Annotated in this window: 23 protein-coding genes; 6 read left to right on the top strand and 17 right to left on the bottom strand. The window is 59.2% G+C overall.

Annotated elements, in window-relative coordinates; translation table 11 throughout:
- The first annotated feature begins 238 nt into the window (after positions 1-238).
- Positions 239-1546, top strand: a complete 1308-nt coding sequence (locus ACVILL_RS05545; RefSeq protein WP_456728174.1) for an aspartate aminotransferase family protein — start codon at positions 239-241, stop codon at positions 1544-1546.
- Positions 1547-2297: 751 nt separating this feature from the next.
- Here ACVILL_RS05545 and ACVILL_RS05540 read toward each other — a convergent pair.
- A complete protein-coding gene (locus ACVILL_RS05540; RefSeq protein ID WP_456728173.1) occupies positions 2298-2708 on the bottom strand; it encodes a MobA/MobL family protein in 411 nt (136 codons plus the stop codon).
- Between the two features lie 7 nt (positions 2709-2715).
- On the bottom strand, positions 2716-3432 hold the full coding sequence (locus tag ACVILL_RS05535) for a hypothetical protein (protein ID WP_456728172.1): 717 nt from the start codon (positions 3430-3432) through the stop codon (positions 2716-2718).
- 291 nt (positions 3433-3723) lie between these two features.
- On the opposite strand from ACVILL_RS05535, the gene ACVILL_RS05530 reads away from it, so the two are divergent.
- From ACVILL_RS05530 to ACVILL_RS05515, 4 genes are all read left to right on the top strand, one after another.
- Complete coding sequence (locus tag ACVILL_RS05530; RefSeq protein ID WP_456728171.1) at positions 3724-4404, top strand: hypothetical protein; 681 nt, start codon at positions 3724-3726, stop codon at positions 4402-4404.
- Positions 4352-4729, top strand: coding sequence for a hypothetical protein (locus tag ACVILL_RS05525; protein WP_456728170.1), 378 nt, complete (start codon positions 4352-4354; stop codon positions 4727-4729). Before ACVILL_RS05530 ends, ACVILL_RS05525 begins: the two co-directional genes overlap by 53 nt.
- Before the next feature lie 14 nt (positions 4730-4743).
- Positions 4744-5106, top strand: coding sequence for a hypothetical protein (locus ACVILL_RS05520; RefSeq protein WP_456728169.1), 363 nt, complete (start codon positions 4744-4746; stop codon positions 5104-5106).
- A gap of 726 nt (positions 5107-5832) precedes the next feature.
- Entirely contained in the window at positions 5833-7416 is a 1584-nt protein-coding gene (locus ACVILL_RS05515) for a patatin-like phospholipase family protein (protein WP_456728168.1), read from the top strand.
- A gap of 398 nt (positions 7417-7814) precedes the next feature.
- Here the strand turns inward: ACVILL_RS05515 and ACVILL_RS05510 are convergent, their stop codons facing one another.
- The 4 genes from ACVILL_RS05510 to ACVILL_RS05495 all read right to left on the bottom strand — a co-directional run bounded on the left by ACVILL_RS05510 (position 7815) and on the right by ACVILL_RS05495 (position 11129).
- The gene (locus ACVILL_RS05510) at positions 7815-8036 is read right to left on the bottom strand and encodes a hypothetical protein (RefSeq protein WP_456734181.1); all 222 of its coding nucleotides are present in this window, start codon (positions 8034-8036) and stop codon (positions 7815-7817) included.
- 144 nt (positions 8037-8180) lie between these two features.
- Positions 8181-8522, bottom strand: coding sequence for a helix-turn-helix domain-containing protein (locus tag ACVILL_RS05505; protein WP_456728167.1), 342 nt, complete (start codon positions 8520-8522; stop codon positions 8181-8183).
- 60 nt (positions 8523-8582) lie between these two features.
- On the bottom strand, positions 8583-8714 hold the full coding sequence (locus tag ACVILL_RS05500) for a type II toxin-antitoxin system RelE/ParE family toxin (protein WP_456734180.1): 132 nt from the start codon (positions 8712-8714) through the stop codon (positions 8583-8585).
- A gap of 246 nt (positions 8715-8960) precedes the next feature.
- Positions 8961-11129 (bottom strand): phage infection protein, encoded by a 2169-nt coding sequence (locus ACVILL_RS05495; protein WP_456728166.1) that lies wholly within the window; start codon positions 11127-11129, stop codon positions 8961-8963.
- A gap of 674 nt (positions 11130-11803) precedes the next feature.
- Here ACVILL_RS05495 and ACVILL_RS05490 point away from each other — a divergent pair.
- Positions 11804-13585 (top strand): hypothetical protein, encoded by a 1782-nt coding sequence (locus tag ACVILL_RS05490; protein WP_456728165.1) that lies wholly within the window; start codon positions 11804-11806, stop codon positions 13583-13585.
- Between the two features lie 294 nt (positions 13586-13879).
- On the opposite strand, the gene ACVILL_RS05485 is transcribed toward ACVILL_RS05490, so the two are convergent.
- The 11 genes from ACVILL_RS05485 to ACVILL_RS05435 form a co-directional block, all read right to left on the bottom strand.
- Positions 13880-14644, bottom strand: coding sequence for an HAD family hydrolase (locus ACVILL_RS05485; protein WP_456728164.1), 765 nt, complete (start codon positions 14642-14644; stop codon positions 13880-13882).
- Positions 14645-14648: 4 nt separating this feature from the next.
- Complete coding sequence (locus tag ACVILL_RS05480; RefSeq protein ID WP_456728163.1) at positions 14649-15425, bottom strand: hypothetical protein; 777 nt, start codon at positions 15423-15425, stop codon at positions 14649-14651.
- Between the two features lie 13 nt (positions 15426-15438).
- Complete coding sequence (gene queC, locus ACVILL_RS05475; RefSeq protein WP_456728162.1) at positions 15439-16146, bottom strand: 7-cyano-7-deazaguanine synthase QueC; 708 nt, start codon at positions 16144-16146, stop codon at positions 15439-15441.
- Positions 16147-16174: 28 nt separating this feature from the next.
- Complete coding sequence (gene queD, locus ACVILL_RS05470; RefSeq protein ID WP_456728161.1) at positions 16175-16537, bottom strand: 6-carboxytetrahydropterin synthase QueD; 363 nt, start codon at positions 16535-16537, stop codon at positions 16175-16177.
- Positions 16534-17169, bottom strand: coding sequence for a 7-carboxy-7-deazaguanine synthase (gene queE / locus ACVILL_RS05465; protein WP_456728160.1), 636 nt, complete (start codon positions 17167-17169; stop codon positions 16534-16536). Before queE ends, queD begins: the two co-directional genes overlap by 4 nt.
- A 13-nt stretch (positions 17170-17182) precedes the next feature.
- The gene (gene dbpB, locus ACVILL_RS05460; protein WP_456728159.1) at positions 17183-18220 is read right to left on the bottom strand and encodes a DGQHR domain-containing protein DpdB; all 1038 of its coding nucleotides are present in this window, start codon (positions 18218-18220) and stop codon (positions 17183-17185) included.
- Positions 18217-19503: a tRNA-guanine transglycosylase DpdA gene (dpdA, locus tag ACVILL_RS05455; protein WP_456728158.1), complete on the bottom strand. Its 1287-nt coding sequence runs from the start codon at positions 19501-19503 to the stop codon at positions 18217-18219. The genes dbpB (ACVILL_RS05460) and dpdA overlap by 4 nt, the downstream gene beginning before the upstream one ends.
- Positions 19500-20615 (bottom strand): DGQHR domain-containing protein DpdB, encoded by a 1116-nt coding sequence (dbpB, locus tag ACVILL_RS05450; protein ID WP_456728157.1) that lies wholly within the window; start codon positions 20613-20615, stop codon positions 19500-19502. The genes dpdA and dbpB (ACVILL_RS05450) overlap by 4 nt, the downstream gene beginning before the upstream one ends.
- Positions 20612-21556 (bottom strand): hypothetical protein, encoded by a 945-nt coding sequence (locus ACVILL_RS05445; protein WP_456728156.1) that lies wholly within the window; start codon positions 21554-21556, stop codon positions 20612-20614. Before ACVILL_RS05445 ends, dbpB (ACVILL_RS05450) begins: the two co-directional genes overlap by 4 nt.
- A gap of 191 nt (positions 21557-21747) precedes the next feature.
- Positions 21748-22941 carry a hypothetical protein gene (locus ACVILL_RS05440; protein ID WP_456728155.1) on the bottom strand — a complete coding sequence of 398 codons (1194 nt, stop codon included), beginning with the start codon at positions 22939-22941 and terminating at the stop codon, positions 21748-21750.
- A complete protein-coding gene (locus ACVILL_RS05435) occupies positions 22938-25346 on the bottom strand; it encodes a UvrD-helicase domain-containing protein (protein ID WP_456728154.1) in 2409 nt (802 codons plus the stop codon). Before ACVILL_RS05435 ends, ACVILL_RS05440 begins: the two co-directional genes overlap by 4 nt.
- Between the last annotated feature and the right edge of the window lie 231 nt (positions 25347-25577).

The following is a 25577-nucleotide window of genomic DNA, read 5'->3' as shown; positions in this document are numbered from 1 at the left end:
TGGGATCCAAGCCTCGGATCAGGCGATACGATTAAAAGCGCGTGGTTGTCCGGGAATTGATCAAGGTCAAGGAGAATTGGCTGGGCTCGCTGCCCTGATGACCTCGTGGGCATGACGATGGTGAGACGACCGCGGTGCAGACTGTCGCAAGCCGTCTTCAACGCGCTCGGTTTCGCACGCCAGTCGTAAGGGGCAAAATGAGCGGCCAGTGTCCAGTATCTCAGCTCAGGAACGAGACATGACCCGGTTGTATGAACGTGAAGCCCAATCGATTTCGAAACTGGCTCATTTGCGCTTCTATCCGCTGGCCGTGAAAGGTGGCGCCCGCGCGACACTGATTGCGGATGACAGCAGACAGCTTCTGGATTTTGCGGCCTCCTGGGGCGCTGCGAGCCTGGGTCATTCCGATCCTCGTATCAGGGCGGCGGTTAACCGCGCTCTGTCCAACCAGGCCGGAGCAAGCTATCTTTCGAGCGCCAACCTGGCGACAGTGCAGTTGGCCGAAGAGCTCCTCTCGCTGGTGCCCTCTCGCGCAGCGGGCAGGATCTGGTTTGGCCATTCCGGTTCGGACGCCAATGAAACCGTCGCACGCATTGTCGTTGCAGCGACAGGCCGGCCGCGGATCATCTCCTTCGCAGGCGCCTATCACGGTGGCACCACCGGCTCTGCCGCAGTCTCCGGTCACCCGTCGCAAGCTCTACCGAAGGCGCCTGGCTTGACGCTTGTGCCTTATCCCAACAGCTATGCCGACGGGGAGGAAGCTGCGGAAAAAGCGCTCGCTCAGCTCGATCGGCTTTTTGCGGGCGCTGTCCCTCCACAAGAGGTAGCCGCTTTCTTCATCGAGCCAATCCAGTCCGACGGCGGAATGCTGGTTCCTCCAGTCGGCTTCTTTGCAGAAGTTGAGCGGCGATGCCGCAAGCACGGAATCCTTCTCGTCAGCGACGAAGTGAAGGTCGGATTAGGCAGAACCGGGCGGCTGCATGCCTTTGCGCATCATGGAATCGAACCCGACATCGTGGTGTTCGGGAAGGGGCTTGGCGGCGGATTGCCGATCTCGGCAGTCGCAGGGCCAGAAGCCATCATGAATTTCGCGCCAGCATTCTCTTTTCAGACGTTACATGGCAATCCGATTTGCGCCGCCGCAGCGTTGGCCGTGCTTGAGGCCATCAAAACCGATCGTTTGGCAGAAAATGCTGCCAAGGTGGGCGCTCACTTGCTCACCCGTCTCCAAGCCTTAAAGAAGAGGCATGGGCTGATTGGCGACGTGCGCGGCCAGGGTCTGGCGATCGGAATAGAGCTGGTCACCGACCAAGGCACAAGGGCGCCGGCAAAACGGCAGACCGCAATGACTGTTTATCGCGCGTTCGAGTACGGATTGGTGATGTTCTATGTTGGTGTCAACTCGAACGTGCTCGAGCTCACCCCGCCGTTGACGTTGACGCGTGAGGAAGCCGACCGCGGTGTCGAGATGCTTGATATGGCTCTTACAGATGTCGAGGCGGGCAAAGTGGACCCTTCGCTCGCGGGAGCGTTCGCTGGCTGGTAATAATGTACCTGATTATGCCGATCCGTGAGACGTTCGCAGGTGCGATGTGCAGCGGCCGCAACAGCGGACTATCGCTTGGAGCGCCGGATAATCTTCGCTGAAAAAAGCTAGCTTGCATGCGGGCGGCTAGGCGGCGCCGCGGATAAAATTCGATGTGGCTTATGGGATTGTCGGACAACCTTCAGGACAGTCGCGGAGCGTTTCGTCTGACCTATGTCGAGCGCATTTCGATGTATAAGTGCGCCGTTGTCTCTTCAATATGGCGATCAGTTCTTTGAGGAATCCGGAGGAAGTTCGCCATCGGTGAAAGCAATATTCCATCGGTTGAGAATTGCTACGTCGGGCACATAGCCGTCTTTGGGCGTTTCCTCCATAGTTTCGCATAAACAGGTCGCCGCCATCAGGCTGTTCCGTTAGTGCCGCTTGGTTTCTTCGGCTACACGAATAACACCGTCAAGGATCTGCGAGATGGCTTACTTGGGATCTCGTCGTTCCCTCTTTGCGCGCTGCTCTTCGCCGACGAGCTGACTGAAGAAAAGGAAAGCCCGGTTGGCGTGAGCCCGGTAAATCTCGCGAATACTCGTAAGCGGTAATATTCCATATCGCAGTTTCTCCGATTCCCATATCATGGAGTGCGATTGCGGATCGCTGCTGTCGTTTTGGGTGGCTTGCAGCCAACGCGACTTGGCAGAATGAAGAGGCTGCCATTTACAACGACGATTGGAGTTCTCCGGCGCTACGTCGCGGGTGCTCAGCATGAGATGCACGTGCGGATTGTTGCCTCGGCCATCTCGTGGATGGCGAGGTCGAGGATGTGACCGCGGGTCACATAGACGTCCGCCATCTGCCGCGCGATGTCGGTGCAGATCGTACGATCGAATTCGCAGCACGAATTCAATCTCCTGGGCAAGGCGGGAGTCCGTTCGCTTCTCTCGGCGGCCTCGACCGCGTTCCAGAGTTTGGCGCGCTCGGCCATCCAGGCCGGTGCGTCAGAAGGCATTCTGATCTCGGTGAACAACACGTCCCGTCGGCCGCCGAAGGCGCTGTCCGTCTCCTCGGATTCATTGGCCAAGGTCTCATCCGCCCGGTAGGCCGCCGCCGCGACCGCCGACCGCCCGTCGCGCCTGCTGATGTTCTTGACGTGCAGGTGGTAGATTGCCATCCCAGCCTCAAAGACTGACGGGAGGAAGGACGCTCTGACGCTGCCCGAACCAAACCAGCCGGCTGCGGTATTCCGGTCCCAAATAATCGATCAGGTCGGGCCATGCGGGATGGGGTCGATGATAGTGCGGCGTTTCATAATCGGCGCGCCACCACCGGCTGAGTATCGTCACAGGCTCCGGCGGGCGCTTGAGCCGAAGGCTGTCGTTGAGGCGCAGATCGAGAAAGTGTGCGATGGCCCATTCGGCCAGATGCAGGGACTGCGGTGTTAAGAGCTTCCTTTTGCCGGGCACGCCGCCCGTGCCGACCACCCCGAGCCAAAGCGTCCGGTCTCGAGGGACCTCACGGAGCTTGTGGTGGTCATCCCGCAAGCGGGAGGCCAAACCATTGTTGCTCTTGCCGACATAATGCATCTTTACGTGATGCTGGCCCTTGAGCTTGCCGAGACAAAGATAGAGTCCCCCCTTGCCATAGTCCCTGGCAACCTCGCGCGCTCTTTCTAGTTCGTACGGTCCGTACCAATCCACGCCAACGACAAGATGCTTATTCGGCATTGAAAAACTCCCGGTTTGCAGCGCGGCCCTCTTGGGACGCGCCAGGGTCCAGGGCTCTCTCTGGCGCAATCGCCGGTTTTCCCCAACGCGGCACGCGTTGGTTGGAAAACTGAGCGCCGCTTCGCCGCCGCTCCTGAAATACAATGCGTACATGTTGGCGGCGATGCGCAAGGGTGCTGTTCTTTGCAGAAAATCTGCGGAATACTGACACGCTTACTGGTTGTTTGACTAGGCGTCCATAGGTTAGGCTCGACCCGGGGTTGTGCGGCGTGGCGTTGAGTAATTCGTTCGATTTCTCCAAACAGCTGGGCATTCTGAAGTCCGGCGCTCGCTGGGGCCGTTGGGGTCTGAAGGCTAGCCGGCAGCGCGCGGTACGTTCACGCAGCGGCTGCCTTACCTACGAATTGATCTCTGACTTTTTGTTGCGCTGATAATTTTCACGATTGCTCATTGGGGGACACTATGAGTTTGTCGATTTTTCAAGCTAGTAAACGGCTGTTTGCGGTCGCTCTGCTGGGACTTGGCGGTTGCGCCATCAATCCGGTCCCCGACGATTACGCGCATATCTCCGCTTCAAATATAGCCAGGCAAGTGCGCTGCGAGGCCCGGCAGGCGGTGATCGACGCGACGATTGGTTTTTTGGCCAGTGAGACCAACAACGAAAACAAGAGCAAGGTGGATGATCATTCCCATAGAATTGGCTTGTGGCTCAGGGACCATCCCGAAGCCATCACAACGTTCGACCCGTCGCGGCTAACGGGTTTTGCCCGTGTTGTGGTCGAGTTGCTCTACGGCACCGGCATCGCCTACTACTACGACCTGACGGGCCTGGAGATTAACAACATCGATCCCACGGCCAACCTAGTCCGACCGACGCCGATCACGTCCCTGGTAACGCTTGGCTTGACTGCCAGCTTCGACCGGCAGCGGCAGAACGAGTGGACATTCACCATCACCGACAAGCCTTGGCGACCTCGTCCAGAAAACCAGCGAAAGCTACTGCACGGGGCATTTGGTTCGGACCGAAAATTTCGTCTACCCAATTGCCGGCAAGGTCGGCATCGCCAAAATGATCAAGGAGTTTGCCTTGATGAGCCTGTTCGAGAACTTGGATGCGCTCAACAAGGAGGTTGTCGCGATTAAGGATGGGCCGCCCAGCATGGTGCAACAGCTTCTGTTCACGACGGAGATCGGGGGTGGTGCAACGCCGAAGATTGTGTTTGCGCCGACCGGTCCGAACCTGCAGGTCAGCGAAGCCACCTTCCCGGTGACCGTCTCCCGGAAGGACACGCATCAACTGACCGTGGGCCTCTACCTCGACAAGGGCGAGGCCAAGTCACTTGGTGGCGTGCGGACCACGCTCAACGCGGGGTCGCTCATTACGGCGTCGGGCGGAAGAGCACAGCAGGGCGCAGCGAACGCGGTTCAGCAGTTCTTGGCATTGAAGATTTTCAAACAGCCATTTTGAGGAGGAGGAAAAGCATGGTGGTGGCTAAAGCGAAGAAAATGCGTAAAGCGAACGCCCGCAAAGCGAAGGCGGTGAATGCTCGCAAGGTGAAGAAGGCTGCGCCCGACAAACCTGCGCGCGCGGGAGGGACTCATGTCGATTTTGGTCTGCGTGGCTTGGGAAGAATTCTGCATGCCGTGCACGGGGCAGGGTTGGCTGACGAGCTCGATGAGCACCTGAAATCGTCAGGACAATTCGCCAAGCTGAGTCGGAAGACGTTGACCGGGATCAAGACATTCGTAAACTCAAGGAGCGACAAGCTGTCCGAGATGGCTGGCGAATTGGATGATTGTGATTGTCCCCCTTGGGATACAGGGTGCGTGTATATACCCGGCTAGGCGCATGACATAATTGGCCCTCGGTCAACCGAGCCGCTGCACGACTGCCGCTATACGAGCAATCGAGCACGGCTCGGGAGGGAAAGGGCGAATTGTGCTTTTCCCTTACTTCCTTGTCTTGCTCACCTTTCACGCCTACTTTGCTGTCTTGAAACCGCTTGGGCAGCGGGACGGTCCTGCTGAAGAGCGAGGATATACCCCTTCCGCAGCGCTGCTCGTTCGCTTGCCGCGCGGCTTTTTGCGGTGACTGCCGCTTGCTACATCTTCTCGCCGAGGCCGCGTTCAATTTATTCGAACCGCGTAGGAGCGAAGAGCCGGAGCAACAGGCCGCGTCGTTAGTGGGTGCCGAAGAAAACGCACGCACTGATAGGCCACACGGGAGGTATGCCGGAGCGACGCGAACGTTCCCCGTTTGGAAAACAGGATCATTGGAGATGTCCCTCATTTATTGAATGATCTAATGGGAGGGCGACCGCGCGTCATTCTTGGCGCGCCAGCGGATTCGTTTAAGCAAGAAATGTCAGCTGATCGCCCGCGCGAGGGATCCTCACCGGAAGCCCGGACGAAGGCGCGGCGCGCGAGGCGCGTAGAGCCCTCGCTAGCGACGTGCCAAGTGCCGCTTGACCGGTCGGCGGCTCACGCTAAGGTAGTAATATTTCATTCGGCGACTGCAGGCCGACCTGCAGAATATGCCGGGATCTCACTATTGCTTAACGTGTGTTTGAGATGAAGAATATCGCGCTTTGCCTCTCCGGGGGTGGCCTTCGGGCTACCTTTTTTCACTTTGGCGTCGTTCGCCTGCTTCGTGATGCTCAACTGCTCGGTCGAGTGTCACACATCTTCTCAGTGTCTGGTGGCAGCATTCTTGCTGCCCATTTGGTCGCGAACTGGGGCGCCTACACCGGTTCGGATGAACAGTTCGTCGAGATCCGGAAGGCATTTATCTCCCTCGCCAAGCAAGATATTAGAGGAAATGCACTTCGTCGGTGGCTCCTGACTTGGCCACTTGATTCGCTTTTTTATCACTTCGGACTGACACGATATCTGGAGCGGGAGTACGCCAAATTTCTGAAGCCTGCGACGGCTCTCGCGGATTTGGGAGGACCTGAGCCGAACGCTCGTCCAGAGTTGCATTTGCTGACGACGAGTTTGACGACCGGCGAGCTGTGTTCGTTCTCCCGAGAGGGCCTGCATCTTTGGGATCCTGAGAGAGATCGGGAGCCGCTGGATGGGAGCGCGCTGCCGCTAGCCAGGGCGGTAGCTGCATCGTCAGCCTTTCCACCTCTCTTTCCTCCGGTTGCGATCGCGACCGAAATGCTGAGCATAGGTCACCGGGGTAAGCTTCCCCGAGAACCCGAGTATCTCATCGACGGCGGTATCTTCGATAACTTCGGCAGCGAACTCCCAGGTCGCCTTTGCGAAGAAGGGTCCCTCGACGTCGAATGCATTCTCGTTAGTGATGCCGGTGCATCCTTTAACTGGGACATCAAGCGGGACAATTGGTGGATTCTGCCGAGAAATGTGCGATCGACCAATATTCTGATGAAGCGAGTGACGGACATGACGTTGTCGCAACCCGCAGCCGCCCAGCCCGGCAGGCTGATGTGCTCAATCAACGCAGAGGTTCCCGAATCCAGGCCAGGCGTGCTTCCCGTCGGCCTTCAGAAATTGATGCCGTTTGTCAGAACAGACTTGGATGACTTTTCAGACGTGGGCCCCTCGCTGACGCGTCACGGCTACGATGTAGCAAGCCGCGCCCTTGAAGAAGATGGAAGATTCTCTCGATATTTGGAACGGGTGCCGCCAAATCAATTCATTGGTGAGACGTGGGATGGCAATAGGTTGCAGAAGCACTCAAAGATCTTGAAGGCTGCTCAACGGCTTAAAGTCACGGTCATCAACTTTAGCGATTGGGCATTCTACCTTGCGGTAATCAAATTTGTAGTCTTGGTATCTTTCGTCACTTACCTGTTTCTCGACTTGCACCGCGAGACCGTCATTCGGGAGGTCGCAAAACCGGTCGCCTCGTCTCCTACGAGCGAAAATGAAGTTGTTATTTCAGCGACGCCGACTACAAGCAATCCCGATGGACTGAACGCGTCACGAGTCAGCCTGGATGCCGTCACGCGCGTTTTCGTCAATCATGCAAATGAAGCGGTCAAACTGTATTGGATAGATCCGGGCGGCAAAGAAACGCCTTATGGTCAGTTAGTACCTTTTACGTCGGTTCAAATAACCACGTACCTTGGTCATCTCTGGATCGCAAAAACGCTAACGGGAAAGGTGCTGTTGGCTTACGAGGTTCATTGAGTGTGTTCTTGCCGCAGTTCTATTTCGACTTATGGCCGACACGCGCCCGTGGACGGAGGCCGACAGTATTTTCGTTGTCCGAACTCGGCATGGTCTATTGACCGAACGGCCTTCGTCCAGTGCGTGCCAGGCCTGGTCCTTTGATTTCAGCCTATGCGCTGGCCGACGGGTCGGGCGAACTCGTAGTCGCAACCACGCGTCCTGAGACCATGTTGGGCGATGCCGAGCCCAAGTCTCAGTCCAATCGGACGCAACTTGCCATGTGTTACGGAGCGGAGCTAACGAAACTTTTGCTCCCTCCCTCCAACTCCGAACATTGTGTGCGATGGGGCTTCGGCCATCGCTTAGGAGATGATCAAAGCGACGTCCGCGCCGGAGCGGCGCGGTGTCTGGGTGGCTCATCCGCGCTGCCGGAGGCGGTCGCGCTCCGCCAGGCTTTGGTCGGCGCGCTGGTCACGTAACTTAGCCAGCCATCCGTCGCTCCAGGATTTGGTTCGCCGGCAAAGTGATGATGCCGGCGGGCTGGCCAATCGGTCCGTTGACCTGTGCTGGATAACGTCGGCGCCAAGCTCACCTTTGCCAACCGGTTCAAACGTATCGGTTGGAAAACGGCCGCGCAGCAGTTCTTCAAGCTCAAGCTCCAGAACTTCGCCCTGCGATTGATTGCTGTGAGGCTTGCTCGGCCTTCAGATTCAACTCCTCGATGGTGTGCGGGTCCAGCCGCGGTCGCCTTGAATGTCATGAACCCTCCCTTTCAGCCTGCGCTAGGCCGGAATAAACGTGATCCGGCCCGCTTCGCCGCGCTTCCGATGCGGCTTTACCGTGATTTCGACATCCTGATCGAACGCTGTCAGCATCCGCAGCAGCTTTTCCACTGAAACCAGCTTGAAATTCCCCCTAAGCAGCTTGGACAGGTCAGGCTGCTTCACCTCGACCAGCTTGGCGGCTTCGGTCTGGGTGATCTGCCGCTCCGCCATCAGCCTTTTCAGCTGAACAACGAGTGCGGCCTTGAGCTGGTGTTCCTCGGCGTTCGGCTGGCCGCGATCAGCGAAAATGTTGCCGGAGCCCCGGCTATGGGCGGGCAGCTTCTTCTTCGTGCTCATCATCGGTCTCCCTTGGTTGCCTTGTGGATAGCCTCGGCGTCGCGCAGGCGCTGCCGGACCAGGTCAATGTGTCTCTGCGGCGTGGCAATCCCCGCTGGCGGACTTTTTCTGGAATGCGTGCAGGACGTACAGGACGCCCTCCAAACGCGTTGTGTAGACGGTTCGGTAGGTATCACCGTCAAAACTGCCGCAAATCTCTAAAACCCGCTGAAGCCCTTCGGGGGCTTCGCGTTGCGTAGGTGTTCACCGAACTGCGCTTCGAAAAGGGACTGGCCGATCTCGCTTCGGAGAGCCGCGGGAAAAGCCCGCAGGTCCTTCTTGCTCGAACCCACGAAAACCGTAGGTTTGATCGTGCGCAGTAGATCATTCACGGCATTATAGTAATATACCTATAATGCATTGTTAATGGTTCTCACCAGCTACGGGGACCAGAGCCTTCCGTCAACTCAGCTTGCTAACGTCCTGATAGAGAGCGCGAAGATGATCGTCGGACATGTCCAAAATGGGCTCGTACATGAACGAATTCAAATGGATGTTTTCCGGCGTCATCAATACGACCCGTTGAATGACCCGCACGGCGCCGTCATCACAGTCCTTGCAGGCCTGATAAAGCGACAGGAGCTTGGTGGTCTGAAGCGCCTTGATGGCGTCGACCTTCTTCTGGTCGTTGATTTTCTTGACCATGAAGCTCTCCGCCGAGAAACGAGCGGCCAAGGACAGCACGATCTTGTTTTCAAGCTTCGAGCTGCTGCCATCCTTGATACATTGCGCCGCTTGCGCCTGGATCGAGGTGACCACCGCGTCGCCGGGCTTCTTCCATGCGCCCATGCCACCAAACAAGCCAATGTATATTTTGTCGAGATCGGCTTCGGTTATCGAGGCCGTGTCCGCTTTGCAGTGGAGCAGGGATGTCAGGCGCAGGTAATCGGGATCATCTTCGCCCTTGGTATATTCAATGAGGTTGCGCATGAAAGGTATCGACGCGATCCTCTTCGTGGGATCATTGAAAAACGCCTTCTTCCAGTCGCGGACGAACACGTTCTGGATGCCGGAGGCGCGTGCCAGCTGCAGACCAGCCTCGCTCTTCGACGCCATGTAGCATTGCGAGTAGGGAACGAGCAGCCGGCTGTTGATGGTACGGAAAAAGTCGAAGTTGTGCGTCAGAATGAGTTGGGTGAAAATCGCGTCTTCGCCGATTTCCATCAGGTACTGGATGATGGCGTATTTGTTCTTGTAGTCGAAGGAGTCTGCAATGTCGTCGACCACCAGCAGGGTCTTCTGCCCCGACTTGCGGCGTGCCTGGATCTCGAAGATGACGTTGAGCACATAGAGGGCCTTCTTTTCGCCGGTGCTGAGGACCTCAACCAGCGACTCCTTTTGCACCTCTGCTGAATCTTTGCCATCCTCGAAGCGAAACCCCAATGAGAGCATGGGCTCTTGCCCGAGCATCACCGAAAGGCGGTTCTTGGCTTCGAGCTTAAACGGCACGAAGAATCGGCTGTTGAAGACGTCGATGACCTCTTCCCACTGTGTACGCTCGGCCGCCGCTTGAGCCTCGATCTCGGCCCGGCGCTTTTCCGCAGCCTGAAACTTGTCGACGACATCGACGTATGCGTCCCAGTTGGCCTTCAGATAGGATTTCCAAACCTCTTCCCGGAATTTATCGATATTGGAGAGCTCCGGCAGAATGTGTTCGTTGTTAGAGACATATTCATCGAACTCTCGCACGGTGGCGTTGCGCTGGATGAGCTTCTCCAGGTCGCCAAATTTCTTGCGTAGATCCTTGTCGCTGGAAATCTGGTCTTTTTCGGCCTTGATAAGCTTTTCAAGCTCCTTCTCGTCCGTGATGTCGATCGCCTTATCGGCGTTCAGGCGGATTGAGTGCTTCGCCTTGAAGAAGCCATTGTCCGCGAGGCTCTTCGCGATAGTGGAAGCATTGTAATAGTTGAAGACACCCTTTTTGAAATACGTCGAGGCGGCCAGCAACTCGTTGTATTTCTTGATATAAGATTCGATCGCCGTCTTGACGTCCTTCGTGTTGAGGAGGGTCAGCACCTTCTCGTCGAAGATGATGTCGTAGTTGATTTCCGCGAACGGGTGTCCTTTTTGGGAGGCGAGTTCGTCCCTGATTCTTATCAGGGCTCGATAGAATTGCTGTTCCTCGCGCGTGAATGCGAGCGATATTTCCGTTGCGATATCCTTCTTAGTACCGGACTGCGCTTTCAGCGCCGCAAGCAAGCGATCCCTGGCGGCATCGATGTCGAGGTGAAGCTTTTCGTACTCCTCCCGAAGTGCCGCATTGACGAGAAGGGTCGATGTCCTCTCGGTGTGGCCGAAGACCTCGTCGTAGGGGCGGACGACCAGTATGCATTCCGGGGCGATCTCAGCGCCGGTTTCGTCGATGACCTTCCGGGCGGATGGGCGTTCGGGGAACACGCGGTCTCCGGACGCCTTGCCGTCCGCGATGTCTTGAAAGGTTTTCGCCAGGGAGGATTTCATGGCGCCGTTCGGCGCGTAAATGGCGCAAGCGCTGCCTGAGCCGAAGTCGAACTGCTCTTTGAGTGTCTTTATGCCGTAGCAGTGTTGCAACTCGACGCTTAGCTGTTTCATAGGTGTCCCCCAGCGCTCGTTCTCGGCCCAAGCGCGCCATCCGGTTCAAGTTTTACGCGCGCGACCACCGTCGTGCAATCGCAATTGCGATTTTGCTTCTTCGACATTTGGTCTAGCCGGGCACTCCCGTTGGAGGTCCGCACCACCTCGCTGATCCCGCCGTGGTCGATGACCTCGTGCAGAATCGGCAGAACAGATGATCGGCGTGAGCGGGAACAGTCCCAAATGCGCTGCTTCATTGAGATTGTAGGTGGGTGACACCTAGCCGGCGTCCGGTCCGTACAGAATAAATTCGAGCTGAGGCGATATCGGACCCGTAATGCCACTCCAAAAATCGCTTCGGTGTGCTACAACTTAAAGGTACATGTTGAAGGATTGCTAGGCGGCTCCGGGCGTTGTCAATTACTCGTTGCGTTCAAGAGCTCTTTTTACCTATCCCCGCGCGCACTCATCGAAGCGGTCGCGTCGCTACAAATGGTCCCGGGCCGAAATTTTCCGGCTCCGTGGAGAATGTTCTTAGCTTAACTTCGAGACCAGGTCCGTACAGAAGCTGAGCAATGCGGACGGGCGAGCTTATGGATGGAGTTCGCTCAGACAGGAAGTGGTCGCACCAAACTGTGCTAGCAAGGTTGAATTACGGCAGGCCTGCCACCTGCTGAGCGGAGGGGACGAATTTGAGCTTTTCGACTCGTCTGCGTGAATTCTCGCAGCTGTTCGTCCTTCCGGTGATCCTGATCCCCGCCTGGCTTGTGTTTGTCGCGGGCTTTTCTTTCGTCGGATTATTGCCGTTGGGGATATTGGTCGTCTCGGCTATCTCCGTGTTTGCGATCCGGGCAGTCTGCCGAAAGCACAGTAGCAACGCTGCCCTCGCCGAGGTCGGATCGAAACTCACCACCTACTGCATGGTGACTGGCGCCGTTTCGGCATGTTTCCTGTTGCTACAGATCGGCTGCTATCTTTTCTTGACGGAGTTCTCACCGCGGCTGAGCACCGTGTCTGCTTGGTACGATAACCTCGAGGCTGGACACATAATTGAGCGCGTGAAGTCCTTCGCTCTGAAGGCGCGCCTTGCGATCATATTGGTTCTTGGCTTCAACCTGATCTTCTTCCCGCTTCTCTCGTCGAGGGTGGCTCAACTTTCGAAAATGGCATCGAAGGGTATAGACGTCGTCGGTGCCTTCTTCGTTGCGGTCCTGCTGTTCTCCTTCTACGGCTCTGCGCCTAGCGGTTTGAACGCCCTGCGGGTCGAACTTCGGTCCGCTCATGATGCTATAGACAATTCATACAAACGAGCCGTTTCCCGCGCGTCCGTACATTTCGCGAAGGTCATGCTGGATAGGGCGGCCCAGCAGGACGACCACCTTTTCCGGACTTCGCCGCCCCCGGGAGATTGGGGTGCTCCGCGACCCGGAGGCGGGCCTCCGGGACCACGACCGCCGTCCCCGCCCACCGGTTCTGGTATTTGGGACACTGAACTCAAGGCCAGGGTCCTGAATTCCGACGAGCGGCTGAACGAGCGCATGGCGAGCAGAACGGCGGCGAACGCAGCCAAGTTCGACGTACGTGGTCAGTCCGACGCGTTGAACGCGCCGCCTGCGGCAAGTACGTCCAAACTGGCCGAGTTCGGATCCGCTCTGGAGGGGCCTCGGGCAGAGTCAGCGCGGGGAGGGGGCCCTCCAGGGGACGATCTCAAACGACCAGGCGGCGGCTCGTCCCAGCAGCGTGCGTTCCGAGAGATGCTCTCGACTGCGCTCGACGTTGCAAAGGTCCCCGAGATCATCGAACCGGTAATATCCGAGCTAGTGAAGGAAACCGTATCCGGGAAGGTGATCGACGAAATATTGACGGCGATGAGCGACGATTTGCTGACTGACGGCATTAGAGCGGCCGCGGTCCAATTCGTTGACGACTACCTCAAGGGAGCGATGTCGTCGTCGGATGCGAGATCTGAGCTCCGAAGAAGAGCATCGGCTTTGCTCGACACGAAATTGGGAGCGTCTTTCAAAGGTGCCTTGAGTGGGATTCGGGGATACGGATCGGTGCTCCTCGACCGTATCCAAAGTCTACGCGGGGGAGGCCGTGATCCGGTGATTTCCCCGCTTGAGGATGAGATGATCGCGGAGGCCAAGTCGAAGGCGTCCAGCCTTTCCGATAACGGTGGAAGGAGCAGGATCGGCTCCGATCTAATCCAAAGGTCGAGGATCGAAACTTCGAAGATTATTGATATTCTTTCGATGCAAGCAAAGACCGATGATTTGGCGGCGCGGTCGGTACTGGACGTCGGATCGAACCTTACGGACGCGGAATCCAAAGCCAGGCAGTTAGGTGCGCTCGTGAGACTGGCCAAAGACCATGGTTACAGGGCGGAGGTCGGAGTTTGCGTCGTGACAATCGGGGGCGTAATCGTAGCAACGTTCATCTCAACTCGACAGGAATGCGAAAGTGCGAGACGATAGACTCGAGCAAGAGGTCCGCTCCCCTGGCGGCGTAGCTTCGACCCACACTCTCGGTGGCGCTCGCCATCCAACTCGACGTGTGCGTCTGTAAGAAGAGTACGCAATCACCTGCTTTCCCGCGGCAGACTACGAGGAACGGCGAGTTTTTCCATCAGCCGAGACGATGGTGACATTACGATCGTCAGCAGGAACGACGCATTCGGTCTGATATCGCCTGCAATGGCGGATGCGCGTGTCTGAAACTGTGTGGGATTTCCGGCTTGATGAGACCGTTTCTATGCGCGACGGTCAGGCCTATTTCAGAGGCGGGAATAGCCGACGCGTCTCTGCAAGGATGTCTGGAACTATCGCGTCGTACCGGTCGATCCTCTTAGCTTCACCTACGTCGACGTCCGCGTTCCAGTACGGCACAAAGCCGCCCGGGAAGTAGAACGTCGAGAAGCCGGCGGCGGCCGCAGCCAGGATGTCCCGGTCGACCTGGTCACCGACCATAAAACAGCGAGCCGAGCCGACGCCCCGCTTGAGGTCGAGATATGCTTGCGAAGTCTTGCGCACCGAGACGACCTCGCCGATCAGGTGTTCGAGGCCGTGTCCGGAAACGAATCTGCGGCACCTCTCGGCCTTCTCTTCGGTCACGATCGTGACCGGCACTCCGGCTTTCGAGATGGCGATGAGTCCTTCGCGAACGCCCGTCCGCAGCGCCGGAAGGCTCTGGATGGCCTCCAGGAAGCGTGACTGAGCTGTCTCGAAGTGGTCGTTCAGTCGGACCTCCGCTCGTCCGGAGATTAGCGCGACCGCTTCTTCTACGTCGCGCCCCTGAAGCACCATCGAGAGACCTTGCGCGAGCAACGCCGGCGGATAGCGCAGATGATCCGGATGCGTCGCCGCGATCTTCTGGTCCAAGTCCCGCAAAAACGCCAATCCTTGATCCTCGTCCTGTGGTGCGTCGCGACCGGTAAGCCGCTCGATCTGCCGCAGCATGTCCAATTGCGCGGCCGCGAACACCCGGTCCGTATCCCAGAGTGTATTGTCGGCGTCCGTGAAGAGATGCGCCTTCAACGGATCATCCCCCTTTCTTGCCCAGGGCCGGACCGGGCGCCGGTGGGTTTACGGCTGGTGCGGTTGAAGGCGTCGCCTTGGGCGCGGCAGCGCTCGAGGATTTGACCATGATCACGTTCGCGCCAGCCAGAAGGAAGAACCCCAACAAGACCCACATTGCGGCCTGCAGAGCGCCCACACCTGGCTTCAGGAGGCGAAGTTTGACCGCTACCTTTTCGGCGACCAGGTAGGATTCCGCTATATAGCATTTGGCGTACAATGCCTTCAGGTCCTTGCCTTCGTTGGGGCTCCCCAGCCCCTTGAACATCTCGCCCCAAGTCGGAGCCGTGACGTCAAGGATACCCTTGTAGAACAGCGTCGACCGCGGCCGATCGGGCGTCGATCCGTTCCAACTATCGGGTATGTTGAAACTGGGCTTGACCGCGCCGAGGATGATAATCACGGAGGTGGTCACCAGAATAACGTAGACGAAAAACGTCAGATAGGTCGCCATGGTCAGCGCCGAAAGGCGATCGATGTCGAAGCCTGCAAAGCCTGGCCAGGGATAGTCCGTCGCGAAGCGGGTGAAGACGGCTCCGACCAGAGCGCTCAAGAATGCGATGATCGTCAGCAGACGCGAGGCCTTGCCGTCCTCATATTCGGTCAGCGCCTTCACTTCGGCGAGACTGGCCTTTGCGCCGTCATGGACGCGATCGAGTGCGTCGTCAGGGATCGACCAACCGTCAAGTTTGGCCTGCAGCTCTCCGAAGCCCGTATTCTTGGGTTTTCCCTTACCAAACATGCAAATCGCCGCTCTAAACCTCGACCGCCGCGCCCATATAACGTCGCCATCCTTCGCGCCGCAACCCACAGGCGTCGCATTTACCGCAGCCGTAACCCCAGTCGTGGCGGTTGACGCGGTCGCCCAGGTAGCAGGTGTGGGTCGCCTCGACGATCAAATCGACTAGCGCCCGACCGCCCAGTTTTTCCGCGAGCTTCCATGTCGCGGCCTTGTCGATCCACATGAGTGGCGTCTCAAGCACTAGGCGCGCCTCCATTCCCAGGTTGATCGCCACCTGCAGTGCCTTCACCGTGTCGTCCCTGCAGTCGGGATACCCGGAGAAGTCCGTCTCGCAGACGCCTGTGACGACGTGCTTGAGGCCGCGCTGGTGGGCGGCGATCGCGGCGAAGGTCAGGAACACCAAATTGCGGCCGGGAACGAAAGTGGAGGGAAGGCCGTCCGGCCGTTTCGAAAGTGGCAGATCCGCAGTCAGAGCACTGGTACTCACCTGTCCGAGCACGGCCAGGTCGATGACGTGATCGCGCCCGAGCCTCGCCTCCCATCGTGGGTCGATACCGGCGATGCCGGATATCACCGCGTCGCGGCAATCCATCTCGATCGCGTGGCGCTGACCGTATCCGAACCCGATCGTCTCGACACGGTCGTAGCGCGACAGCGCCCAGGCAAGACACGTGGTAGAATCCTGACCGCCTGAGAAGAGAACGATTGCGGACTGCTTCATCGCGATCTCCGTGAATAAGTACTCGACGTCAGCGATCGCGGCCGTCGTATTCCGCCCAACAGTCGGTCGTCTCATAGACCCTGACGCTGGCGAGTTGCGCCAGGCGTGGTTTGGTCCGGTCCCAGATCCAGATGGCGATGTTTTCCGCGGTGGGATTCTCCAATCCCGGAACGTCGTTCAAGCAGTGGTGGTCGAGTGCTTTAAGAAGAGGGTCGAACGCCGCCTCTAGGTCGAAAAAATCCACCACGAACCCGGTATGCGGATCGACAGGCCCGTCCAACACGATCTCGATGCGATAGGAATGGCCGTGCATCCGATGGCAACGGTGCGTCTGTGGGACGCTCGGAAGTCGGTGCGCGGCTTCGAACTTGAATGCTTGTGATATCTTCATCGGATGCCAAGATGCTTGTGGGTTTGAACGCTGAGCCGCCACTTCGGATTGTTCAGGCAGTACGCGACAGCCTGCCGCGTGTGGTCGACCACGTCAGGGCCGTCCATCGGTTGAAGCAAAAAATTGTCGAAGCCCATTCTCTCGAAGCGTTCCGGCGGGGCTGCCGTCTGCGGGTACACGAGCTTGAGTTCGTGTCCTCGGGTGATCGCTAGTTCGGCATTCGATTTGGGGCTGACGCAGATCCAATCGATGCCGACAGGGGCCGGCAGCGTTCCATTCGTCTCGATCGCGATACGGAAGCCGAAGCTGTGCAGCGCACGCACGAGTTCGTCGTCAACCTGCAGCAGGGGTTCTCCCCCGGTGAGGACACAGAGACGATGAGCTTCGCCGGCGGTCCATTCGGAGACGATCGCCTCGGCGAGGCTTCGTGCGTCGCGATACCGGCCTCCCTTCGTGCCGTCCATGCCCACGAAATCCGTGTCGCAGAAGCGGCAGACCGCCTCGTGCCGATCCTGCTCGCGTCCCGACCAGAGATTGCAGCCGGAGAAGCGGCAAAACACCGCCGGTCGCCCGGCCTGCATTCCCTCGCCTTGCAGCGTGAGGAATATCTCCTTGATCGCGTAGGGGCCCATATCCCTACCGCCTTCAATTGGCGCGCCGGATGAGGCGCACGAGATAGTGCGACACCAGCCGATAGTCGGCCTTCGTGTTCTGAAGGGCGTGCCACAAACGCTTTTCGGTTCCGAAATTCCACTCGCCGCTGGACCAATGGGTCTTGCCGACCAGACACTTCAGGCCGTTCTCGAACTGTCGCTGCGATTTCGCCTTGTTCCTGATGACGAGTTCGTCCATCGCGTAGCCGAGGGAGATCAGACCGACGCCGTGCACAAGACGCGACGTCTTCGGCGTATGATCCTTCCAATCCTTAGCGAAAGTGTTCTGCACCGCCCCGAAAAAATTGCTGACGAGTTCGACGCCCTCGGACATCAGATCTCCGTTGCTTTCGAAGCCACGAAGCGCGCCCTGCTGCAGCGAATTCATCAATAGCCTCTGCAGAAGGGTGTCCTTGATGATGCCCTCAGGATGGGTCTGTTGGTTGATCTGGCCGCGAAGCGACGAGTCCGGATCGAAGTTAAGGCGTTCCGTCAACAATGCGGCGCCAGCGCGATCGGACAAACGGTGCGGCAATCCGTCCAGCCCCGGCAGCAGTTCGTAGATAAGAGGCTTGGCGATCGGCCTCGTATTGTTGACCAGAATGAATTGACGGTTGAGCTCAGTCATGTCGTCGCAGAGGAACGAAGAGACGAGGAATTCGAATTTCCTCTCCGGCAAGCTCAGCGCCGCGCAGAGACGTTGCTGGCCGTCGACCACCCACCCCGGAGGTCCGTCGGAAGTGTCGACGACGAAACCGCCGTCGCGTGTGGCCGAGGCTCCCTTGGCGAACGCGAGCACGATCGCGTTGGGCAGCATCGCGTCGTCCTGGCCCAAATAATCGCTTATCTCCCTGATATGGGACGCGATCTGCGGCCGCTGGAATCCGTTCAGACGACCTTTCGCGTCGCGGCCGATCCGCTCGATGCGAGCGATCTTCGTTATCTCCTGTGGGGTCGCGGAGAAGCAGATGACCCGATGGCCCTTGCCCTGGCGCGGTGAGATCGTCGGCTCGAAACGTACTTTGGTCATCGTTCTCTTTTCCGGACTTGTTTGCTGTCTGCCGTCAGGTGCGCGTAGAAGACGTGCAGGTTGTGAATGCCGCGTCTCTTGTTGCGATTGGACGAACGGAAGATCAGTGCCTCCACTCCGGTTTCGCGACAGACGCGGCAGCGACAGCGCTCCCAGGGCCGATCGCCCAGCGTTTTCAGATAGGCCGTTCGCAATTCGGCGAGCCTCGCCTCGTTGCGTGCATCGGTCGCGCGCTCGTCCCAGAGGGCGTATCGGCCGTACTCGATGACCGCGTCCACCGCGGATTCTACCTTCATCCTTCGGGAGGCGAACTTGCGAACGCCTTCCAGCGCGCGCGCCTCAAGCCGGAGCAGATTTTCTTGGTCGAGACGACCCCTGCGGGCCCTTCTCAGCAGCTTGTCATTGTCGATCGCCTGGGGGATCCGGACCGCCGTGTAATAGGCGAGTTCACCGCTCTTCCCCAAGGCATAGTAATTGCGCTTGCCGTCCTTGAAGGCGCGCAGCAACGGCGACGTGGTGTCGAAGCTTGCAACGCCGTATTTCCTCACGGCTGCGAGGTGCTCGGTCTTGCCGAAACCGAGAAGATGCAGTTTGACGCGTCTCGGCAGAGATTGGCGGATCGTCGCCAACGCCTTCTCGATCTGCTCGATGCGCAACGGTACCATGCCGCCGACGGCGAGGTAGCTGTAACCCATCTTGGCGAGCGCGGTCGCACAATCGGCCATGCTGCGCGCAGACCAGCCCTGAATGACGCCGACCGGGGTGAACTTCCTGCCCAAAGCCTTCGACGCCGGCAGAAATCGGCGCGCGTTCTCGATCGTAATGTCCACGCGTCGCTTCGCCTCGGCTGAAGGCTTCGCCCCATCCTCAAGGAAATCGAAGACCAGATGGTCGATCGAGCAGCCGTGCGTGAAGCCGCCGTCCTCGTAGAATTCCAGGGTGTCATGGATGGTATAGGGCGGATCCTTTCGGTCGCGATACGTGAAGGCGCCGTTGTCCCCCATCACCATGCTGCCGGGATATTTGGAAAGCGGGTAGCGGAGGAATTCGCGCGCTCCTTCCCTGCGGAAGCGCATCGCCTGCGCCTCCGAATACTTGCCGGTAACGGTAGCGTCCCCGACGATCGCGCGGGAGACCAGGAGCCCGTCGTAGGGCGGGGTGTCGAGGTGCTCGTGCGGGAAGTCGTCGTCGGCGTGCGCGCGCCGACGTTTGGCCGCACGGTCCGCGACGAAGTCGAATTCGGGATCCACGAAATCGAGGCTATCGGAGTACAGGAACTTCATGCGGCGGAAGCCCGGGAAATATCGCGCTCGAGTTGGATCAGGTAGTTGGAGAGCAGGCGTTGGTCCTTGGGTGTCGATTGGAGGTCGTTCCAATCGCGGTTCAGCGCCTCCCATCTTCCTTCGGTCCAGCGGCAATAAGGAGCCAGGCGGCTGAGTACCGACCTCACCGCCAAAATGTCGCCGCCGAAATTGCCGTAACGCGTCATGATCTGATCCATGAGGACGCCCATCGCTGTGATGCCGGCGGCATGCATAAGCCTACTCCGGTCTGGCGGAAGACCCCACGCGCCGGGGAACGCATCCCGAACCGCCGACCAGAAGGAGACGAGAAGGCGATACATCGCGTCGGTGTCGGCAGTCCCGTCGGTGTCGACGTGCGCGGCAAGCGCGCCGCGTGGATCCTGCAAGCTGCGGCGCATGAGATTGGTCAGGGTCGAATCGGTAACGACAGCCAAAGGGGACGAATGGGATGGTCTCTTGACGAGTTGATAAAAAGGCGAGCCCGGCGTATCGGCAAGTGCGGCGCACAGTATGCTCGGAACCCGGCGTGCGGACAGGTCCCGCGGAAGGACGGTCCCCACCGTCGGCAACAGTTCGTCGATGAGGCGCTTGTCGAGGGGACGTGCCTTGTTCACGAGAATGAATTGCTCGCGGTGAACCGCTATGTCACTTGAGACGAACGCGATGACCGGCACTGGAAGATTTGACCCGCCAGATTCGGCGAGTGCCAGCGCGCGCTGTTGTCCGTCCACGATCCAAGCAGACTTCCTTCCTGGTCTCACCGGAATCGAGAGCACGCCGGCGTCGCCGGCTTGGTCGACGGTCTCGTTCTTCGTGCCCCTCTTCTGATTGAATTTTGCGCCGGCGATCGCGAGAATCACGGCATTCGGAAACAGAACGTCGCCGCCGGCCAGATATTCGGCTATTGCCTTGACGTGGGCGCGGATCTCGGGCCGCTGGAATCCCTCGATCTGACTGTCCGTGGACTGCTTGATCCGGGCGATCTCGGCCATTTCGAGTATCCGCGATCCGGGAACGAAGAACGCAAAGACTTCGGTGCCGCCTTGGCGGGTCCTGATGGCGTGCACGTTCACGCATGGAATCGCCTTCATGAGAGCCCTCGCCGCACGTCGTTGTAGATCCGAGAGAATCGCCCTTGTTCGCAGGACACCCCTTCGACATTTCTTAGATGCCTCAGCACCATGTTGGACGTGGGTCCGATCTTCGGCATCAGGCGGGTGACCATCTTTCTGATCTCGTCGTCGGAAACCCGCTTCTGGACCCGGGGGCGGCGAAAGGCGACAGGGGCGAGGCGCGCCGCGACGGCCTTCTTGTCGGTTTCGAGCTTCCCGTCGGACTGCGGCGAAATGTACGTCACGAAATCGAGAAGGGCGCGCTGGGGAAAATCGACCCGCGTTCCTGGGCGCCCCAGCCTGTCCAACCGTTCGTCGTACGGCATCACGTATGGCTTGAGGGCGTCGCACAGATGATCGCTGATGGACAGCCCGAACAATCTGAGCCGAAGACCGTCGATTCGAGAAACGGTTATCAACTCCTTCTCGATCATCGCGGCGTAGGCGCGCGAAAGGCACACCAGAACTTGCGAGCAGCCCTTCGCATCTGTTACCAGAGTCGAGGAGAAGGGTCCCTTCGAGACGGCGGCCCACCATCGCGCGGGGCTCACTTCGCCCTTGATCTTGCGGAGGACGGAGGCCGGGCCGACCGGCCGGATTGTCAGATCGTAGGCCGGAATCGGCGTTTCGCTCCTCACGTAACCTAGTCCGGCGGAAAGAACGGCAAATCTTCCCGAAACGTGCTCCGAGGCCTTGCGGGCCACCTGGAAAGCCCGCCCCTTGTAGAGGTCGGCCGCCGGCTTGAGTTGGGTCTCTCTCTTCAGCCGTCCAATCCAGGCATCTGCGGTCTGCTCGAGCGTTCCGCGCGGCAACGATCTGACGGAAAGCGCACGCGTGCATCGCTTCCCCGCCGAGCAGGTTGTCACGACGAGCGTCGGTTTTCGGAGGCGGTTGATCGTTTTCGTGCGAGAAACTGCCATTCTTTCTGCGACCGCAGCCACTCCCTACTGCAAAGACGGGAAGCCAAGGAATCACGGACGGAATTGGCGAATTTCCCCGACGCCCCCTTAGCTAATCGGACAAGCAACGCGCGCTGTCAAGCTCTGGTTGTGCAGTTTCCTTAGCCTTCCGGAAGAAATGCTCTGCAGTTATCGCCACGCTTTCGCAAGGATCACGGGACTTGGGGCAGTCGGTTTCGACCCGTCGCGTCTGGACAATGATATTTGAAGTCGCAAGCCGTGCAGGTCCGTTGTTCCGGCTGCGTGGGCCAGGGCGCACGGGTCGATCCCCGCGTTATCTCAGCCTGGACCGCCACTTCGATGTCTCCGACGACCCTGTCGAACCGACCGGTTGCCTCATCGAGGGAGGAGGGCGTGACCTCGACAAGCCGAAAGCTGCGATCCTCGAGAAAGAGCTTGCTGAGGCCGCGCGTCTGGCCGGTCTCGAGTTCTTCGCCTTCCTGCTCGGGGCTTTCGCGCTCGCCCAGTAGGAATGCGCGATCGGCCTGGGCCGGCATAACATCGGTCGCGTGCCCTCTCACGTCGCTACGCAGATCGCGAAGGTCGGTCTGCGAGGGATAGAGTTCGTTCAGGTATAGAAGTACGCCCGCGATCACCCTCGCATCCGGATTTTGCCGATGCCGAAGCCACGCATAAGTCTGTATCTGCCACGCCTGGTGGAGCCACGTGTCGCTCCCCACGCTTGGAGGGCGCCTCATGCCCTTGTAGTCCACTATAATCTCGAAGGGTGCATCGCTCCGTTCCATCTCGGCACGCACGACCGGGCTTTGGCGAAGACGGTGAAGAATGGCGTTGCTCGGAGGTGCGCGATGGAGTTGGACCGAGCTTAAGACATCGACTATTCCGGTGACAGAATAGCGTACGGCCCGCATTTGCGCATTGGGCGGTAGCTCCCTGGATCCCATCAGGCGCAGTTCGGCTTCGGCGACGAGGGGAAAGAGATGGACGCCCCACGTGTTCAAGGCCGCTTCAGCCCGGCGACTTGCGATGCCTCGGCCGTTTTCAGTCGGATTATCGTAGTCGAGATACAGAAGGCGCGGCGGAGGACGCAGCCCCCGCGACAGCAGCCTGCGGTAGACCGTCTGCTCGATCGGGCTGATGTGCGTCGCCCACGTCCACGGCCAACCGCCGTCCCAGGGGGCGTCGCCGGCCCTCCACCGCGCAAACGCCTCCTCCATCAGGCCGTGAATGAATTCGCCGAACCACTGTTGAACCGGGACGGAAGGAGGCAAGCCCGCCTTGTTGTACAGACGATACTGGCGTCCACATTTCAGGAACGCCAACAAGTCGCCCGTGAGGCTGTACTCGGGGATGATGCGCTCGACACCGTGCGGACGGATGCTCATCGAAACCTCCTGAGGAACGAGAGGCCTCGCCAAGGCCAGAGATCGGCAGGTGCGCATGAGGGGCGGCGCCAACCGGTGGCCACGCTCTGCATCGGCTTTCTGCTACGGCTCACACCCGTCGTAGCGACGGAATGGCCGACCAGGATCAGCAGGTCCTGGGCGCGACTGAAGGCGACAAAATATTTCCTAGTCAGGTCATCGAATGCGCGATCCCGGCCGGTCCGATTTCCCAGATGGATCTGCGAATATGGACGGAAGAAATCTTCCATCCGATGGACCCGATCGGGATCGGTAGGATAGCGCTTGAAGGGCTTGGAGACCCTTCCATCGCCGAGTTCCGAACCGACGTCGACGATTGTGACCGGAAACTCCAATCCCTTGGCCTGATGGATAGTCATGAAGTTGACCCGGTTGCGGGGCAATGTCTCGAGCAAGTCCTCCTCGACCTCGATCACATCGTCGGCGATCGGAGCGAACACGCGCCAGATCGCGTCGGCCACGCTGCGCGTCGCCAATTCGTCAGTGAGCGAGCCCGGCGCGAAAATGAGTTCGCCCCGAAATCCGCGCAGGAGACTGGCCGCCGACACGGCGCGCATGATGGCTTCCAACCAAGCCAGATGCTCGACGTCGTCCTGGAAAGCGGGAATCCAGGTGACCAGTTTGTAGAGCAAGTCGCTCAAAGAGACATTTGTGTTGCCTCGCAGTGGCCGGGTCGCTCGGCGTCGCTGCCAGTTGTCGACGAATCGTCTCAGATTTGCCGGCCCCGACACGAGAAAGGCGTTGGCGTCGTCGCGCCATCCGCGGAGTTCGCGCAATACCGGATCTCCTATTCTCTGCGAGCCCAACACCTCTCCGTTGGGGTCCAGACAAAGCAGCGCCAAGCCAAGAAGCCTACGTACGGCCACCTGCTTCTTTAGCGGCTGGCCTCGGGGATTGAAGACGCCGATCGGCGGATCGAGTGCTTCGAGTTCGTCGCGTAAAAGGCGCGGGAATCGTTCAGTGCCGCTTGCGCGGTATTCGGATGTCGAGTCGAATAGGATCGCGATATCTCCGGCCGATCCGCGTTCGGCGTCGAGAGCGATCGCGTGTCGGCGCCCCTCGGCGTCGGCAATCCGAATTCGGCCGCCGTTGACCAATCGGCCGATCAGGCCTGCAACTTCCGAAGCGAGCAATTCCTCCCCATCCTCGAACATGCCGACGAGAGGTAGCTCGCCTTCATTGGCAGAACCGTGCAGAAGCGCCGGCTTGCCGATAACCCGCGCCTGCTGAAAAATCACGTCGGAGCGGACGAAGCTGTCCACGAGGTTCACAATATTTCTCGTCGATCGATAATTGAGATTCAGTGCTATCTCGGTTGCTTCGATCCTCACACGATCCCGTGCACGCCCGCGAAAGCCCGCGAAAAGCTCCACGGTGGCGCCGCGGAAGCGATACAGCGACTGGTCGTCGTCGCCGACGACGCAGATCGATCCGCCATTGTCGCGCGCCGCGGCGGCCAGCGCAAAATATATGCTCTCCTGCAGATAGTTCGTGTCTTGATATTCGTCGACCAAGACGAACCGGACAGTCGCAAGGAACTCGTTCATCCGCCCGGAGCCGAGCGCCTGGAGGAAGTATTCGTTGAGACCTGCGAAATCGAAGATCTCCCGCTCGCGCATGACGGCCTCGAACGTCTCGATCGCTTCCAACGCCCGCGACAGACCCACGCTGACGTCGCCAGCGCCGCTGCCGGCGCCGGCCAGAAGCGCGGCGCGGTCGACGCGATCGTTGATGAGACGTTCGCGGATTTCGACGAGGGCGGCGGCACGACCGCCGAGGCCGAGCATGCCGCCGTAGGTATTGAATCCCAGCGTCTCGAGAAACGCGCATAGCCTCCTCGACCTTGCCGCGGCCGTCGGGCGGACGCCCTCAGCCATCATCAGAGCGGCGAATACGTGCGTATCCACCGGCGTCGGTCGAGGCGCTCCTGCGGCCCTAAATTCATTGAGGAGGTCCTGAGCGATGCTGTCGATCGTCCCGACCCGCAGCTGGTTGAAATCCAGCCTCTCGAAGCGAGGGGGCGCAGCGCGGCGCGAGCGCAGGACGCGGGCGCGTATGTTCTCGCCCCACTCGATAATTCTGCTCCGCAGGACCGCGGCGGCTCGACGCGTGAAGGTCGTGGCGACGATTTCGAGGGGATCGAGGCCGTCTACGTAGATGAGCTTCAGGATCCGCAGAGCCGATGCGGTGGTCTTTCCGCTGCCCGGGCCGGCGATGACGAAAAGAGATCTATCGACCGTTGCGGAGACGATGCCAACCTGTCCCTCGTTCAGGCCGCCTGCGCGTCCCACATTCCTCGCGCTAAGAGGAACTCCTGCCACCGCCATCGCATGGTCGCAAAAGTCCTCCCATGTCAACGTTGTCACCTGCGATCCCCCTCAAACCCCGCCGTGCCGGCGATCCTCTTGCGCCGCAACTTAGGTTAGAGCAGCTATAGCGGGACCCTTCGATTTCGTCGATGCCGGAAGCGGGCGAACGGCGGTTGCGTTGAATCATACTTAAGTTGGTACGGAATGAACCGAGCAGAGTATCCTAACGGCCAATGAAGTGCCAATGTCGGAAGGCGATCGAGCTAGGCTCGCTTCGGCAGTAGTTCG

It is taken from the genome of Bradyrhizobium sp. USDA 3364, from assembly GCF_054056355.1.
This window is presented reverse-complemented; position numbering and strand designations above follow the sequence as displayed.